This is a genomic window from Streptomyces sp. NBC_00341 (assembly GCF_041435055.1).
Taxonomy (GTDB): Bacteria; Actinomycetota; Actinomycetes; order Streptomycetales; family Streptomycetaceae; genus Streptomyces.
In genome coordinates this window covers 5,654,468-5,667,496 of sequence record NZ_CP108002.1, presented here as the reverse complement: position 1 = coordinate 5,667,496, position 13,029 = coordinate 5,654,468, and the positions used below count along the sequence as shown (strand labels likewise).

General features: G+C 68.7%; 16 protein-coding genes. 5 read left to right on the top strand and 11 right to left on the bottom strand.

What is annotated here, in order from left to right; all coding sequences use genetic code 11:
• Nucleotides 1–22 precede the first annotated feature (22 nt).
• Together OG892_RS25705 and msrA are read left to right on the top strand one after the other, a co-directional pair.
• A complete protein-coding gene (locus tag OG892_RS25705) occupies nucleotides 23–145 on the top strand; it encodes a hypothetical protein (RefSeq protein ID WP_274535152.1) in 123 nt (40 codons plus the stop codon).
• A 95-nt stretch (nucleotides 146–240) separates the two neighbouring features.
• Nucleotides 241–906 (top strand): peptide-methionine (S)-S-oxide reductase MsrA, encoded by a 666-nt coding sequence (msrA, locus tag OG892_RS25700; RefSeq protein WP_371630392.1) that lies wholly within the window; start codon nucleotides 241–243, stop codon nucleotides 904–906.
• A gap of 129 nt (nucleotides 907–1,035) precedes the next feature.
• Here msrA and OG892_RS25695 read toward each other — a convergent pair whose 3' ends face one another.
• Both OG892_RS25695 and OG892_RS25690 read right to left on the bottom strand, forming a co-directional pair.
• Nucleotides 1,036–1,242, bottom strand: coding sequence for a DUF397 domain-containing protein (locus OG892_RS25695; RefSeq protein WP_371630391.1), 207 nt, complete (start codon nucleotides 1,240–1,242; stop codon nucleotides 1,036–1,038).
• A complete protein-coding gene (locus OG892_RS25690; protein ID WP_371630390.1) occupies nucleotides 1,239–2,081 on the bottom strand; it encodes a helix-turn-helix domain-containing protein in 843 nt (280 codons plus the stop codon). Before OG892_RS25690 ends, OG892_RS25695 begins: the two co-directional genes overlap by 4 nt.
• 1,275 nt (nucleotides 2,082–3,356) lie before the next feature.
• Here OG892_RS25690 and OG892_RS25685 point away from each other — a divergent pair.
• Both OG892_RS25685 and OG892_RS25680 read left to right on the top strand, forming a co-directional pair.
• Nucleotides 3,357–4,223, top strand: a complete 867-nt coding sequence (locus tag OG892_RS25685) for a radical SAM protein (RefSeq protein WP_371630389.1) — start codon at nucleotides 3,357–3,359, stop codon at nucleotides 4,221–4,223.
• A 245-nt stretch (nucleotides 4,224–4,468) separates the two neighbouring features.
• Nucleotides 4,469–4,885: a hypothetical protein gene (locus OG892_RS25680; RefSeq protein WP_371630388.1), complete on the top strand. Its 417-nt coding sequence runs from the start codon at nucleotides 4,469–4,471 to the stop codon at nucleotides 4,883–4,885.
• A gap of 84 nt (nucleotides 4,886–4,969) precedes the next feature.
• On the opposite strand, the gene OG892_RS25675 is transcribed toward OG892_RS25680, so the two are convergent.
• The 5 genes from OG892_RS25675 to OG892_RS25655 all read right to left on the bottom strand — a co-directional run bounded on the left by OG892_RS25675 (nucleotide 4,970) and on the right by OG892_RS25655 (nucleotide 7,920).
• Nucleotides 4,970–5,239 (bottom strand): type II toxin-antitoxin system RelE/ParE family toxin, encoded by a 270-nt coding sequence (locus OG892_RS25675; protein ID WP_207319632.1) that lies wholly within the window; start codon nucleotides 5,237–5,239, stop codon nucleotides 4,970–4,972.
• Nucleotides 5,236–5,496, bottom strand: coding sequence for a type II toxin-antitoxin system prevent-host-death family antitoxin (locus tag OG892_RS25670; RefSeq protein ID WP_327338723.1), 261 nt, complete (start codon nucleotides 5,494–5,496; stop codon nucleotides 5,236–5,238). Before OG892_RS25670 ends, OG892_RS25675 begins: the two co-directional genes overlap by 4 nt.
• 106 nt (nucleotides 5,497–5,602) lie before the next feature.
• Nucleotides 5,603–6,982 carry an NADP-specific glutamate dehydrogenase gene (gdhA, locus tag OG892_RS25665; RefSeq protein WP_371630387.1) on the bottom strand — a complete coding sequence of 460 codons (1,380 nt, stop codon included), beginning with the start codon at nucleotides 6,980–6,982 and terminating at the stop codon, nucleotides 5,603–5,605.
• A gap of 378 nt (nucleotides 6,983–7,360) precedes the next feature.
• Nucleotides 7,361–7,537 (bottom strand): hypothetical protein, encoded by a 177-nt coding sequence (locus tag OG892_RS25660; RefSeq protein WP_328865639.1) that lies wholly within the window; start codon nucleotides 7,535–7,537, stop codon nucleotides 7,361–7,363.
• A 134-nt stretch (nucleotides 7,538–7,671) separates the two neighbouring features.
• Complete coding sequence (locus OG892_RS25655) at nucleotides 7,672–7,920, bottom strand: DUF1330 domain-containing protein (RefSeq protein WP_371630386.1); 249 nt, start codon at nucleotides 7,918–7,920, stop codon at nucleotides 7,672–7,674.
• Between the two features lie 120 nt (nucleotides 7,921–8,040).
• Here OG892_RS25655 and OG892_RS25650 point away from each other — a divergent pair, with 120 nt between their 5' ends.
• The gene (locus OG892_RS25650) at nucleotides 8,041–8,580 is read left to right on the top strand and encodes an RDD family protein (protein ID WP_371631685.1); all 540 of its coding nucleotides are present in this window, start codon (nucleotides 8,041–8,043) and stop codon (nucleotides 8,578–8,580) included.
• 42 nt (nucleotides 8,581–8,622) lie between these two features.
• On the opposite strand, the gene OG892_RS25645 is transcribed toward OG892_RS25650, so the two are convergent.
• The 4 genes from OG892_RS25645 to OG892_RS25630 all read right to left on the bottom strand — a co-directional run bounded on the left by OG892_RS25645 (nucleotide 8,623) and on the right by OG892_RS25630 (nucleotide 12,962).
• Nucleotides 8,623–9,306 (bottom strand): ABC transporter ATP-binding protein, encoded by a 684-nt coding sequence (locus tag OG892_RS25645; protein WP_371630385.1) that lies wholly within the window; start codon nucleotides 9,304–9,306, stop codon nucleotides 8,623–8,625.
• A gap of 33 nt (nucleotides 9,307–9,339) precedes the next feature.
• Entirely contained in the window at nucleotides 9,340–10,806 is a 1,467-nt protein-coding gene (locus OG892_RS25640; RefSeq protein ID WP_371630384.1) for an ABC transporter permease, read from the bottom strand.
• Nucleotides 10,807–10,964: 158 nt separating this feature from the next.
• Entirely contained in the window at nucleotides 10,965–12,230 is a 1,266-nt protein-coding gene (locus OG892_RS25635; RefSeq protein WP_328865641.1) for an Ig-like domain-containing protein, read from the bottom strand.
• Nucleotides 12,231–12,527: 297 nt separating this feature from the next.
• On the bottom strand, nucleotides 12,528–12,962 hold the full coding sequence (locus OG892_RS25630) for a hypothetical protein (RefSeq protein WP_327338717.1): 435 nt from the start codon (nucleotides 12,960–12,962) through the stop codon (nucleotides 12,528–12,530).
• Nucleotides 12,963–13,029 lie beyond the last annotated feature (67 nt).

Sequence of the window (13,029 nt, the reverse complement as noted above, 5' to 3'; positions counted from 1 at the left end):
ACTGATGGGACCGGTACACCTCATGGCCCGACTGATACCCCTGATCCTGATCGGCCTCGGCCTCTACTTCTGGTTCAAGGCCCGCAAGCGGACCGCCGCCTACGTCGAGGACACCGAGTCGGACAACGGCACGCCCCGCCGCTGACCGGGCGGCGGAACCTTCCTCGGAACCGGCGGCGGAATCCACGGCGGTCCCGGTGCGTTGTACGGACAGCACGCCGACCCACGAGGAGCCCCCGCATGTTCCTGCACCGCCGTACCCCGCAGCTCCCCACTCCGCAGGAGGCGCTGCGCGGCCGCCCCACCCCCGAATTCACCGTCCCGTCCCGCCACACGGTCCTGGGCAACGCCCTGCTGGGCCCGTACCCGGAAGGCCTGGAGGTCGCGGACTTCGCGATGGGCTGCTTCTGGGGCGCCGAGCGCAAGTTCTGGCAGACGGACGGCGTCTGGACGACGCTCGTCGGCTACCAGGGCGGCTACACGGAGAACCCCGCGTACGAGGAGGTCTGCTCCGGCCTGACCGGCCACACGGAGGCCGTCCGCGTCGTGTACGACCCGCGCGTCGTCACGTACGAGCAGCTCCTGAAGGTCTTCTGGGAGTCCCACGACCCCACCCAGGGCTTCCGCCAGGGCAACGACGTGGGCACCCAGTACCGCTCCGCGGTCTACACCCACTCCCCCGCCCAGGCGGCCGCCGTGGCGGCGTCCCGCGAGGCGTACCAGAAGGTCCTCACGGGCTCCGGCCACGGCGAGATCAGCACGGAGATCCTGCCGGCCGAGGGCCGCCCCTTCTGGCCGGCGGAGGCCGCGCACCAGCAGTACCTGGACAAGAACCCGGCGGGCTACTGCGGGATCGGCGGGACGGGCGTCTCGTGCCCGATCGGGGTGGCACCGGCCGGAGAGTGACGCGCCTCCCCCTGCGCGAGGCGATACGGCCTCGCACAACCAAGCCCCGGCAGAGATCAGCCGGGGCTTGTCGCTCGTCTGGTGGCTCACAGGCTCCAGCACCGATGGCTGGGGTACCTCTCGCACAGTTCAGATAGACGCCTTCGCGCCGCCGATGAAGTCGTCCCAAGCACGAGTACCGAAGCTGAGGACCGGACCAGCCGCGTCCTTGCTGTCTCGGACGCCGATCCCGTCATCGAAGCGGGCGGTCTCTACGCAGTTGCTATTGGCTCCGCTGTAACTCGACTTCTGCCAGTCAACGGTTACAACCTGGAGGCCGGGGGGCAAGGTGTTCACTGATGTTCTTCCTTCTTGCTGGCGATGAGGGACATCGACTTGTTGAACGGCAACGCGGCTGCGGTCAACCGTTCGTACGCCTCGGAGTACCGAGCAACGTCCGCCTCTTCCTCGATATAGAGGCTGCTATCAAGGTGTTCGAGCAAGGTGACGTCGAGCGCCCGTTGACCGAAGCCCAGGATGGTGAAGCCGCCCGTTGTCCCAGGATGCAACTCAGCTTCCATCGGCAGCACCTGAATTCTGACGTGCGGATACTCGGCTACGTCCAGGAGGCGTTGCAGTTGATCGCGCATGACCCCAGCGCCCGGGACCCGAGCGGTGAGGGCTGCCTCGTGAATGATGGCTCGAAACGTCAGGGGCCTGGGTCGGCTGAGCACCGCCTGTCGCGCGATTCGTACCTCAACAAGAGGGCTGATCTCATCCGGCGTCGCGGACATGCTGATAGCCGTGATCGCTGCGCGGGCGTACGCGGCGGTTTGTAGCAGGCCAGGAATGAGCAACGGTTCGTAGGAGTTCATGGACGCCGCGTCGGATTCCAGGCTGATGAGGTCTGCGTATACCGGGGCCAGATCGTATGTCTGCCACCAACCACGCTTGCCCCCATCGCGCGCCAGAGTGAGGAGGAACGACCTGACGTCGTCGTCCTCAACGCCGTAAACGCTCATGAGTAGTTCAACGTCCGTTGGGCGTGCACCTCGGGTGGCACTTTCCAAGCGCGAAATCTTGGATGCGCTGAGACCGGACCGGGTCTCGGCTTCATCCAGCGTGAGCGCAGCTTGTTCGCGCAATCGACGTAGCCCTGATCCAAGTCGACGACGTCGCACGGTGGGCGCGGTCATGCCGTACCACCCCTCTGGTCCTTCTCCGGCAGTGCTACATGCTCGCACACGGGCCCGATCCCCCCACTCCGTCGAGTGTCAATATTGCCAACCTAGGCGACACACTTGCCGATTCATCTGGCTGGGGTCACACTGAGTTTGGCAAGCATCACCCGATTCTCGGTGTGAGTGACATGCCTGTGTCCGGTGCGCCCGGACGCAATGCAAAGCCCCGGCAACGGCTGTAACCGTCCCGGGGCGTGGCCAACGCTTTGAAGGAGCGTCCGCATGCATAATCCTATCGCCCGGTTAGTCGAACCGGTGTGCCTACTTCTCGGCCTACGTCGCCGGGAGTTGCCGGCCGAGAGGTTGGCCCCTCGGGCGAACTTTCGGCCCGCGAGAATCGGCCCCCGCCGCCTTGTGGTGTGCCGCTCCGCGATGCCGAAGAGCATGGTTCCGCGTCCGCCCAACGGCCCGTACTCGCAGGCTGCGTACGACCGTTGGGAGCGTGCGCAGATCCGGATGCGCCGAGAGGCGGCGGCGCGCGTTCTGGCTGACGTCGCACGGGATCGAGGTGGGGCCCCGCGTCATCCACGGCGCGGCGAGGCGCTGATGGACTCCGCACCGCCCCAAGGCGCCGACTACCCGCCACACAGGTCGCCGCTCACCTTCCCCCCGTGCGACTGCGGTGCTCCCGTCTGCCCGGATCGCCGCACCTCGCCCGACCCCGACAAGCCGAGTCCCGCTCACCCTGTCCCCAGGCCCGACAGCCCCCTCCTGCTCGGCCTCCGCTCACGAATCCGCGAGGAGAACCAGTTCCGCTCCTGGTTCAGGGAGTTGGGATGAACGCCCCACGGCCGAGGGCCCCGACCCCGGCGTCGGGCCGCCCCTCCCCGACTGAGGCCACCCGCCCCAAGAGGCCGTTCGCTCCGGCGGGCCTGCGGCCGGGGCAGGTCATGTACGAGCGGGTGAAGGGCATGCCCTGCATGGTGATCAGCGCGACTGGCACCCGCGTGCGCGTCGTACGGCCCGGGGGCCGGCCCTGGGAGACGGAGCTGAGGTTCCTCTTGCCGGGCACCGCCTATCACTGCCGACAACTCGACGCATTGGCGCGGCACGTCGCCTACCAGCAGCGCGGCTAGCACATCGACTTGCTGGCCTCAGAGTTCAGTCGGTGGCCTCGTCCGTCGTGCCGTGCGACGCGGCGGGCGGGGCCACCCCCTCAAGCTCCCGTTGGGCTTCGTCGTCTGACGGGTCAGTGAATGCGGTGCACCACTCAGCAGAGAGGAACGCAGCATGACCACGTTCATCGAACGACCTACCCGAGAGCCGGTTGGCAGCATCCAGTCCCTTGAACTGGAGATCACCGGGAAGTGCCAACTGTCCTGCACGCACTGCCTGTCCGAGTCGAGCCCGCAGGCAACGCACGGCGTCATGACCCTCGACGACTGGCGGGCGGTCATCTCCGATGCTGCCACCCTGGGCATCCGTACGCCTCAGATCATCGGCGGGGAGCCGACCGTCCACCCGCACTGGCGGGCTCTCACGGAGTACGCGCTTTCGTTCGGACGGCACGTGGAGGTGTACAGCAACCTGTACACGGTCCACGACCAGTGGTGGGAGCTGTTCACGCACCCGGCGGTCACGCTCGGGACCAGCTACTACAGCGACGTTCCCGCCGAACACGACAAGATCACCGGCCGGAACGGAAGCTACGACCGGACCCGGCACAACATCCGTGAGGCCCTGAAGAGGGGCGTGCCGATCCGGGCCGGAATCGTGGAGACCCTGCCGGGACAACGTGTCGCTGAGGCTCGCGCCGAGCTGCAATCCATGGGCGTGACCCGGATCACCATGGACAGAGCGCGGGCGGTCGGACGGGCGCTGCTGCCGGGGCAGTCACCGACGCTGGACGAGATGTGTGGAAGGTGCACACGCGGGCGCGCTGCCGTCCTTCCGAACGGTGATCTCGCGGGGTGTGTGCTCGCGCGGGACTTCCCGGTGGGGAACGTACGCGAGACCCGGTTAGGCGAACTGCTCGGCGGAGAGGCTTGGGCGGACCTCGCTGCACGGATTCCGCTGCCTGCCCGGAATGCCTGCCCGCCGGATGACAGCGGCGATTGCAGCCCGGCGACCACGACCGCCTGCGGACCCAAGTACTGAGAGGCTGGCCGGCATGGATTGGCACGGACCTGCGGGGCGGCTCGCGGACAAGGTAGCGGACCCCGATTCGCGTTGGCTGGCGATGGTGGCGAGCGTGCCTCGTCATCAACTGGTCCCTCGATGGTGGGAAAGGGACGGGGAGGGGGACGGCTCGGACTGGGTGCTGCGCGACGGTTCCAGCCTGTTTTCGGTCAAGTGAAGCGGGTCATCACACTCGGCAACTGCCGACCCGTCACCATGGACGTATGGCAACGTCTGGGGCACGCAGCAGTCGGCTCGGCGGGTTGGGACAGTGGTGGGGTGTCATCGTCGCTGCATTGCTTATCGCCGCCTGGATCAACAAGGCCGTTGGCCCGACAGGCGTCTCAGCTCTGTCGGGGCTGGTACTGCTCTGGTGTTTCTTTCAGGCGCCTGCGACTTGTGCGGCCCCGGTCAGGGGAAGGCGAGACGGTTGCCGCAACAATGCAACCGGTCTTCTCATGGGCTGCCATATCCGCCAGCATCGCTGGCAGAAGCTGAAGATGCTGATTCTCCGGCGGCAACTGCGCGCGTTCTTTGCGGGCCTCTTCTCCGACGGCAAGGCCGCGCTCGTCACACTGGCCGCAATCGGCAGCTTCCTCTCGGGGATCGTGGCCTTGGTCCCTGGCATGGTTGTCGGGTGACCCGGCTGCGCGGCGTGACCGCTGCAGCCCCGGTCGTAAGCACGGGATCCGTTCTCACTCGCCGTGAATAAGCCGGCAAGCCCCTCAGAGCTTCCGGTAGACGTCGCTCCGGTGGCCGAGGTGGAGGACGAGGATGACCAGCACGTCGCCCCGAACCTCGTAGACCACCCGGAACTCTCCCGCGCGTACACGGTAGAGACCGTCGTGGCCCGACAGCTTCTTGACATCGGCGTCTTCCCGCCAGGGGTCGTCACCGAGCGGCGTGATGGCGGTCAGAATGCGGAGCGCGTCCTGCCGGTCGATCGAGCGCAGCTGACGCTGGGCGTGAGCGGTGAAGCGGAAGGCGTACTTCACGCGGCCGAAGTCCCGCCCTCGAAGAGATCCGCGAGAAGCTCCCCCATGCTGACGGTGGGGTCCTCGCGGTGTGCCTCCGCTTCGCGCGCGGCCAGTTCGTCGGCTGCCGCGTCCAAGGCGTCGAGAACGTCTATCGGGACGAGCGCCGCGACTCGCTTGCCGTTGCGAGTCACCACCGTGGTCTTGCCGGCCTCGGCCCGGCCAATGACCTCGGCCAGGTGGGTGCGGGCCTCGCGTACCGTCACAGTCTCAGCCATGCACCAAGCGTACACATGATTGCGTACACATGCTCCGGCGTGCCCACGCGGACCCCGGAGCCGGAACGCGTCTGCGTTCCGGCCCCGTGCGCGTACAGGGAGGCGATCAGATCAGGCCCTGCGCCAGCATCGCGTCCGCGACCAGCTCGAAGCCGGCGATGTTGGCGCCGACGACGTAGTTGCCGGGGCAGCCGTAGCGCTCCGCCGTGGTGTAGCAGGAGTCGTGGATGTGACGCATGATCTCCGCGAGGCGCTCCTCCGTGTGGGAGAAGGTCCAGGAGTCGCGCGAGGCGTTCTGCTGCATCTCCAGGGCGCTGGTGGCGACGCCGCCCGCGTTGGCCGCCTTGCCGGGGGCGAAGGCCACGCCCGCCTCCTGGAGGACGCGGACGGCCTCGGGGGTGGTGGGCATGTTGGCGCCCTCCGCGACGGCCTTCACGCCGTTGCGGACGAGGGTCAGCGCGTCGGCCTCGTGGAGTTCGTTCTGCGTGGCGCAGGGCAGCGCCACGTCGCAGGGGACGTTCCAGACGCCCGTGCCCTCGACGTACTTCACGTGCGCGCCGCGTCGCTCGGCGTACTCGGAGATACGGCCTCGGCCCTGCTCCTTGATCTCCTTGAGCAGGGCGAGGTCGATGCCCTTCTCGTCCACGACGTAACCGCCGGAGTCCGAGCAGGTGACCACCGTGGCGCCGAGCTGCTGGGCCTTCTCGATCGCGTAGATCGCGACGTTGCCCGAGCCGGAGACGGCGATGCGCTGGCCGTCGAGGGACTCGCCCCGGCTGCGGAGCATCTCGGCGGTGAACAGGACGCAGCCGTAGCCGGTCGCCTCCGTACGCACCAGGGCGCCGCCCCAGCCGAGACCCTTTCCGGTGAGGACACCGGACTCAAAGCGGTTGGTGATCCGCTTGTACTGGCCGAAGAGGTAGCCGATCTCGCGGCCGCCCACGCCGATGTCCCCGGCCGGTACGTCGGTGTACTCGCCCAGGTGGCGGTGGAGTTCGGTCATGAACGACTGGCAGAACCGCATGATCTCGGCGTCCGAGCGGCCCTTCGGGTCGAAGTCCGAACCGCCCTTGCCGCCGCCGATGGGCATGCCGGTGAGGGCGTTCTTGAAGATCTGCTCGAAGCCGAGGAACTTCACGATGCCGAGGTTGACCGAGGGGTGGAAGCGCAGTCCGCCCTTGTACGGGCCGAGGGAGCTGGAGAACTCGACCCGGAAGCCCCGGTTGACGTGGATGTCGCCCGAGTCGTCCGACCACGGCACCCGGAAGATGAGCTGGCGCTCCGGCTCCGTTATGCGCTCGATGATCCGGGCGTCCACGAACTCCGGCCGCTGGGCCAGTACCGGGCCGAGCGTTTCGAGCACCTCCCGTACCGCCTGGTGGAACTCCTTCTCGCCCTGGTTGCGGCGGAGGATCTCCGCGTACAGCGGCTCGATGACGCGGTTCTCTGCGGCGTGCGGGATTGCGGAGTCAGGGGTGGCCGTCATCTGATCAAGACCTTCCATGGGTCGGCTCATCGCGAAGGCGCCCCCGTCCCGGAGGGCGCCAGGTCCCCCCTCCCCATTGAGGGCGTCGCCCGGATAGCGCGCGTACCACGCGCTCACGCTGCGACGTACAGGACCGTTGTGGCCTACCGAGTCTCCCAGTGGGACCGCCGAATCCTCCATGCCATCCACATGGTGAATCCTGCCGGGCGCGGTACGGGCCGGCCCCGGGAGCCTTGCCCCGGACCGATTCCGGGCGGAACGACCGGGTTGGGGGGTATGCCCGGACGCCCCCCGAAGTGGTGAACCTCACAGTGCGCCGACCGCCGCTGTGAGGTCCGGGTGAGCGGCCCTCGGTACTCGTATCTCAGCAGTCGTACCTCAGTAGTCGTACTCGCGGGGAGTGCGCAGCATCCACAGGCGCACGCCCGATGCCAGGACGACCACGCCCGAGACGACGCTCAGGGCGATGTGCAGGCCTTCGCGCCCGTTCATGAGGTTGAGGGAGACGTTCGCGACGACCGCGACGACGAGCACGGTCCAGAGCAGCGGCTTCACGGGGTTCCTCCGGAGGCTCGGGGTGGGATGGAGCGAGGGACGCGGCCGGGCCGGTGTCCGGCCGCGTCATCCATGCTTCCGTCCGGTGGCCCCCGGCACGAGGGTGCCGGCCCCCGGATCGGTGGTGCAGCCTGCTACACCACGGACCCGGCGCGCAGGGCGGCGGCGGTCGCCCTGGGGTCGTAGTCCGGTGCGACGCCGTCCACGAGCACCAGGTCGCCGGGGATGTTCCTGGTCCGCAGCGGGGCCAGCTCCTGATAGGCGGGCAAGGCGTACCAGGTGCGGGCGGCCTCGATCGTAGGGAACTCCAGGACCACGATTACCTCCGGGGTAAGGGGAGCGCACTGCACGGTCCGGGCCCATGATGACGGAGGATCAGACATGATGCCGCCATGAAGACATCGCGGGGGAACCACAGGTCGCGGGCTCCCCACCAGCCTTACCGGTCAACGCCGTTGGCCGGACATCCGCCGTCCGGATACGGCCCTGCGCGGCCCCCGCGCATACCCGGCAGGACGGCGGGGACCGGGTACCGCACACCGCCCCGGGCCGGGGAGACGCGCCGCTATCTCGCGGTGGGCCTCGACTGCTATCTCTGCCTGGTCACCGCCGGGTTACTGGCCCGGCCGCACGTGGACACGGCGCCCCTCCCCGGGGACGTCGCCCTGCTGCTCGGGCCGGTGCTCGCCCTCTCCTTCCTCAACCAGGTCGTGCTCACCGCGCTCGTCGGAGCCGGAGCCGGAAAGCTGATCATGGGCATCCGGGTCGTGAGCCTGCCGGACGGCGGCCGCCCGGGGCCGGGGCAGCTCGTGCGGCGCTGGCTGCACGGCCTGTGCTGGCTGCCGCTCAGGCCCTGGTACGGGCTGCGCGCCCACCTGGCCCGTACCGCCGAGGGCCACGGGCCCGCCCCGCGCGGCTGCGAGGAGGGCGATCCGTACGCGGAGCCTTACGCGGACCCGGCCGGGGTGCGCCAGGTCCGCCGGAGCGATCTCGCGGCGCACCGCCGGGCCGCCGCCGGACGGGCGGCAGGCCGGGCCGCCTGAGGCTGCACGGCCTGCCGCAACCGCCTTACGTACAGGCGACATTCACGCCGCCGCGTTCTCCGTGATGGTGACCTTGCCCTTGCGGATGGTCGCGAGCCGCGGGGCCCGGCGGGCGATCGCGCTGTCGTGGGTGACCATGATGAAGGTGAGTCCGTGCTCCTTCCACATGGCCTCCAGCACCTCCATGATCTCGTCGCGCATGGACTCGTCGAGGTTGCCGGTGGGCTCGTCCGCGAGCAGCACCTTCGGCTGCTTGACCAGGGCCCTGGCTATCGCCACCCGCTGCTGCTGGCCGCCGGACATCTCGCCGGGAAGGTGCCCGAGCCGCTCGCCCAGGCCGACCGAGTCGAGCGCCTCCGCGGCTCTTCTGCGCCGCTCGGACGCCTTGCCGCCCAGCGGTACGAGGGCGGTCTCGACGTTCTCCTGGGCGGTGAGCGTCGGGATGAGGTTGAAGCTCTGGAAGACGAAGCCGATGTTCTGCGCGCGCACCTCGGTGAGTCTGGCCTCGCTGAGCTTCGCGAGGTCGACGCCGTCGAGTTCGACGCTGCCGGCCGTGGGGCGGTCCAGGCCGCCGAGCATCTGGAGCAGCGTGGACTTGCCGCCGCCGGTGGGGCCCTGGATGACCAGGCGACCGCCGTCCTCGATGGTCAGGTCGACGCCGGCGAGCGCGTGGACGGTGGACTTGCCGCGCGTGTAGCGCTTGGTGACGCCTTGGAGGCTGTACATGGGTCAACTCCTGCTGGGCGGTGGGGAGACGGACTATTCGACGCGGCGCAGGGCGTCGGCGGGGCGCAGCCTGGAGGCGCGCCAGCCGCCGAAGGCGCCCGCGATCAGCCCGCCCGCCACGGCCAGGGCGACGGCGATCAGGATGATGGAGAGGGAGACGGGCGCGGTCAGCGCGATGTCGAGGGACTTGGCCGCGCTCTGCCGGCCGGGGCCGCCGCCCATCATTCCGCCGCGGAAGCCGCCGCCCCCGCCGCCTCCGCCGGAAGCACCGAGCTGGGCGGTGAGGGTGGGGCTGACGGCGGTGACGACGTACGCGCCGGCCAGGCCGACCGCGATGCCGAGGACGCCGCCCATCAGGCCGTTGACGAGGGCCTCGCCGACGACCTGGCGGGTGACCCGGCCGCTCTTCCAGCCGAGGGCCTTGAGCGTGCCGAACTCCCGTACCCGGCGGCTGACCGCGGAGGAGGTGAGCAGTCCTGCCACCAGGAAGGCCGCGATCAGTACGGCGACGGAGAGCCACTTGCCGACGCTGGAGGCCAGGTCGGAGGCGGTGGACAGGGAGCCGGAGACGGTGTCCGCGAGATCGGCGGAGGTGGTGACGGTGGTGCCCGTGATGTTCTTCTGGATGGCGGTCTTGACGCCGTCGATCTGCTGCGAGTCCGCGGCCTTCACGTAGACCGTGGTGACCTTGTCCTTGGCGTCGGCCAGGGTCTGGGCCTGCTGAAGCGGGATGTAGAGGTTGGCGGCCGCGTCGCCGCTGTCGGCCGCCGAGACGCCGACGATGGTGAACTTGGTGCCGTGGACGGTCACCGTCTTGCCGACGGCGAGCTTCTTCTCCTTGGCGTACGCGGCGTCGACGACGGCCACCTTGCCGTTGGTCTCGGTGGACGTGAACGCACGTCCCGAGGTGATCTTCGACGAGGTGAGCGGGCCCAGGTCCTGCTTGGTGACGTCGGTGCCGTAGACCGTGTAGGAGTTGACGTCGAACGAGGCGCCGCCGCCCTTGACCTCGCCCTGCGGCTGGCCGCCGCCCCCGAAGCCGCCCCGGCCGCCGCCCTGGGACGTACTGCCCTCCTGCTTGAACTCACCGCGCTTGAACTGGCCGTCCACCTTCATGACGGTCATGCTCAGTCCGCCGACGGCGTCGGCGACGCCGTCCTGCTTGCCCACCTTGTCCACCGTGGTGGCGGCCAGTGTCTGGAAGCCCTGGACCATGACCCGGTCGGTGCTCTGGGTCGAGTCGTCGCCGTTCTCCTTGGCGTCGAACTCGAACCTGGGCCGCTCCGTGCCCGAACCGGGCGCCGCGGCGGCCTTGGTGACGGTCATGTCGGTGCCGAGGCCGTACAGCGATTCCAGGACCTTGTCCTGGGCCTTGCCCATGCCGGAGGAGACGGAGCTGACGATGATGACCAGCGCAATGCCGAGGCCGAGCCCCGAGGCGACGACGAGCGCCGCCTTTCTGCGGCGGCGCAGCTCGCGCCGGAGGTAGGTGAAGAACATGGCGCGAGGTTATGGAGCGGTTGTGATGGTGGGTTAAGGCCACGATGAGAGACGGATGAGAACGCTCCGGATACGCCGCAGGCGGCGGCACCCGTGATCCGTGGGGATCGGGTGCCGCCGCCTGTGGTCGAGGGGATCGGGGCGGGGAGGGTGTCCGGTCAGGCGGTGGAGCCCGCCGTCCACTGGGCCCAGCTCATGTTCCAGCCGTTGAGACCGTTGTCGGGCTGGATGGTCTTGTCCGGGGAGTTCTTGATGACGACCACGTCACCGATCATGGAGTTGTTGTAGAACCAGGCGGCGGGCTGGCTGGCGTCGCCCGCGCCCTTGACGTCGGCGAGCCCGACGCAGCCGTGGCTGGTGTTGGCGGTGCCGAAGATGCCCTTGCCCCAGTAGTTGCCGTGGATGAAGGTGCCGGACGTGGACAGCCGCATGGCGTGCGGCACGTCCTTGATGTCGTACTCACCCTTGCCGTCGTCGTCCGTGAAGCCGACCGTGGAGCCGTCCATCCGGGTCTCCTTGTACTTCTCGGAGATCACCATCTGTCCGTTGTACGTGGGGTTTTCGGGCGATCCGGCGGAGATCGGGATGGTCTTGACCGTCTTGCCGTTCTGGGTGACGGTCATCGTGTGCGTCTTGGCGTCCACGGTGGAGACCTGGTTGCGGCCGATCTTGAAGGTGACCGTCTTCTGCTGCACGCCGTAGACGCCGTCCGCGCCCTCGACGCCGTCCAGCGCCAGCTTCAGGGTGACGGTGGAGCCGCCCTGCCAGTAGTCCTCGGGGCGCAGGTCCAGACGCTGGGCGTTGAACCAGTGGCCGGCGACCTGCTGGCCGCTGCTGGACGTCACGGTGATGCCGTCCAGGACGGCCTTCTTGTCCGTGATCGCCTTGTTGAAGTTGATCGAGACGGGCATGCCGACGCCGACGGTCGAGCCGTCCTCGGGGGTGAAGTTCCCGATGAAGCTGTTGGCGGGCGACACGGTGGTGAAGGAGGAGTTCTCGTGCGCCTCGCGGCCCTTCGAGTCCTTCGCCGTGGCGTTGATCTTGTACGTGGTCGAGCGCTCCAGCTGGGCGTCCGGCTTCCAGGTGGTGCCGTCGGCGGAGAGGGTGCCCTTGACGCTCGCACCGGCCGCCGTGGTCATCGTGACGACCGTCAGCTTGCCCTTGGCGACGGTGACCTTCGCGTCGTTGTTGATGCTCGCGTTGGTCGCGCCGTTCTTCGGAGAGATCGCTATCTGCGCCTCCGAGGTCTCCTCGGCCGCCGCCTTGTCGACCTCGGCCGCCTGTGACTTCTTCGAGCTGTCGGGGCTCGCGCCCTTGTCGCCGCCGTCGCTGCAGGCCGTGAGCACCAGCACGCCGCCGAGCAGTGCGGACGCGGCCATGAGGCCCTTGCGCCGCTTGCTGTCCGTCATCACACGCTTCTCCATCGTTGCCGAAATCCCCAAAAACCCCGAGCCAGGCCGTTGACCGGCGATACCCGTCAATGTTCCAAGAACCCCCTGAAAGGGTTACCCGTTCCACATCCGCGGGGGATGTGGGGAACACCACTCATCGGCGTATCGGTATCCGCAGTGGTTCCTGTGCGGTGGTTCTGTGCTCCACCACGTAGGTGCCGCCGGTGTCCGGCCCTGTTGTGCGGCAGCTTCGCGGTCCGGTGGGCCGGCTGTCACGCGCACCGGCCCCGGGCCGCCGGAGACGGGCCGGGGCCGGTGGCTCTCCACCTGTTACGCCCGCCGCTCCGCACTGCCGTCGTCGTCGTTCTCCTCCCCATTGTGCGGGACGCGGGAGGTGCCTTCGCCGCCCTCGTCCCCGTGCTCCTCGTCACCGTCGTCGTCATCGTCTTCGTCGAGGTCCCAGCCGTCCGGGTCCTGCGGGTCGTAGGCGATGGTCTCGCTGCTCCAGGAGGCCTGGGTCAGCTCGACCCCGGGCACCTCGCTGACCAGGTCGAACGGATCGATCAGAGAGGCGAGGGCCTCCGCACCGTCTTCCCGGACGGCGGTCTCGGCATGCGTGCGTTCCTCGGCGGAATCGCCGCCGGGCTCGCCGTACTCGGCCGCGAGGCTCTCCAGAGCGGTTCCGCTCAGGGCGTCGGCGTCCGTGATCTCCAACACCATTTCGACCCGAAGCCGAACATAACGTGACGTCTCAGATGTGCTCATATGCCGGATCGTAAGCTCCCGGCCGCCCCGGCTTTCCCACGACCCGCTGCTTTCACTAGCATCGCCC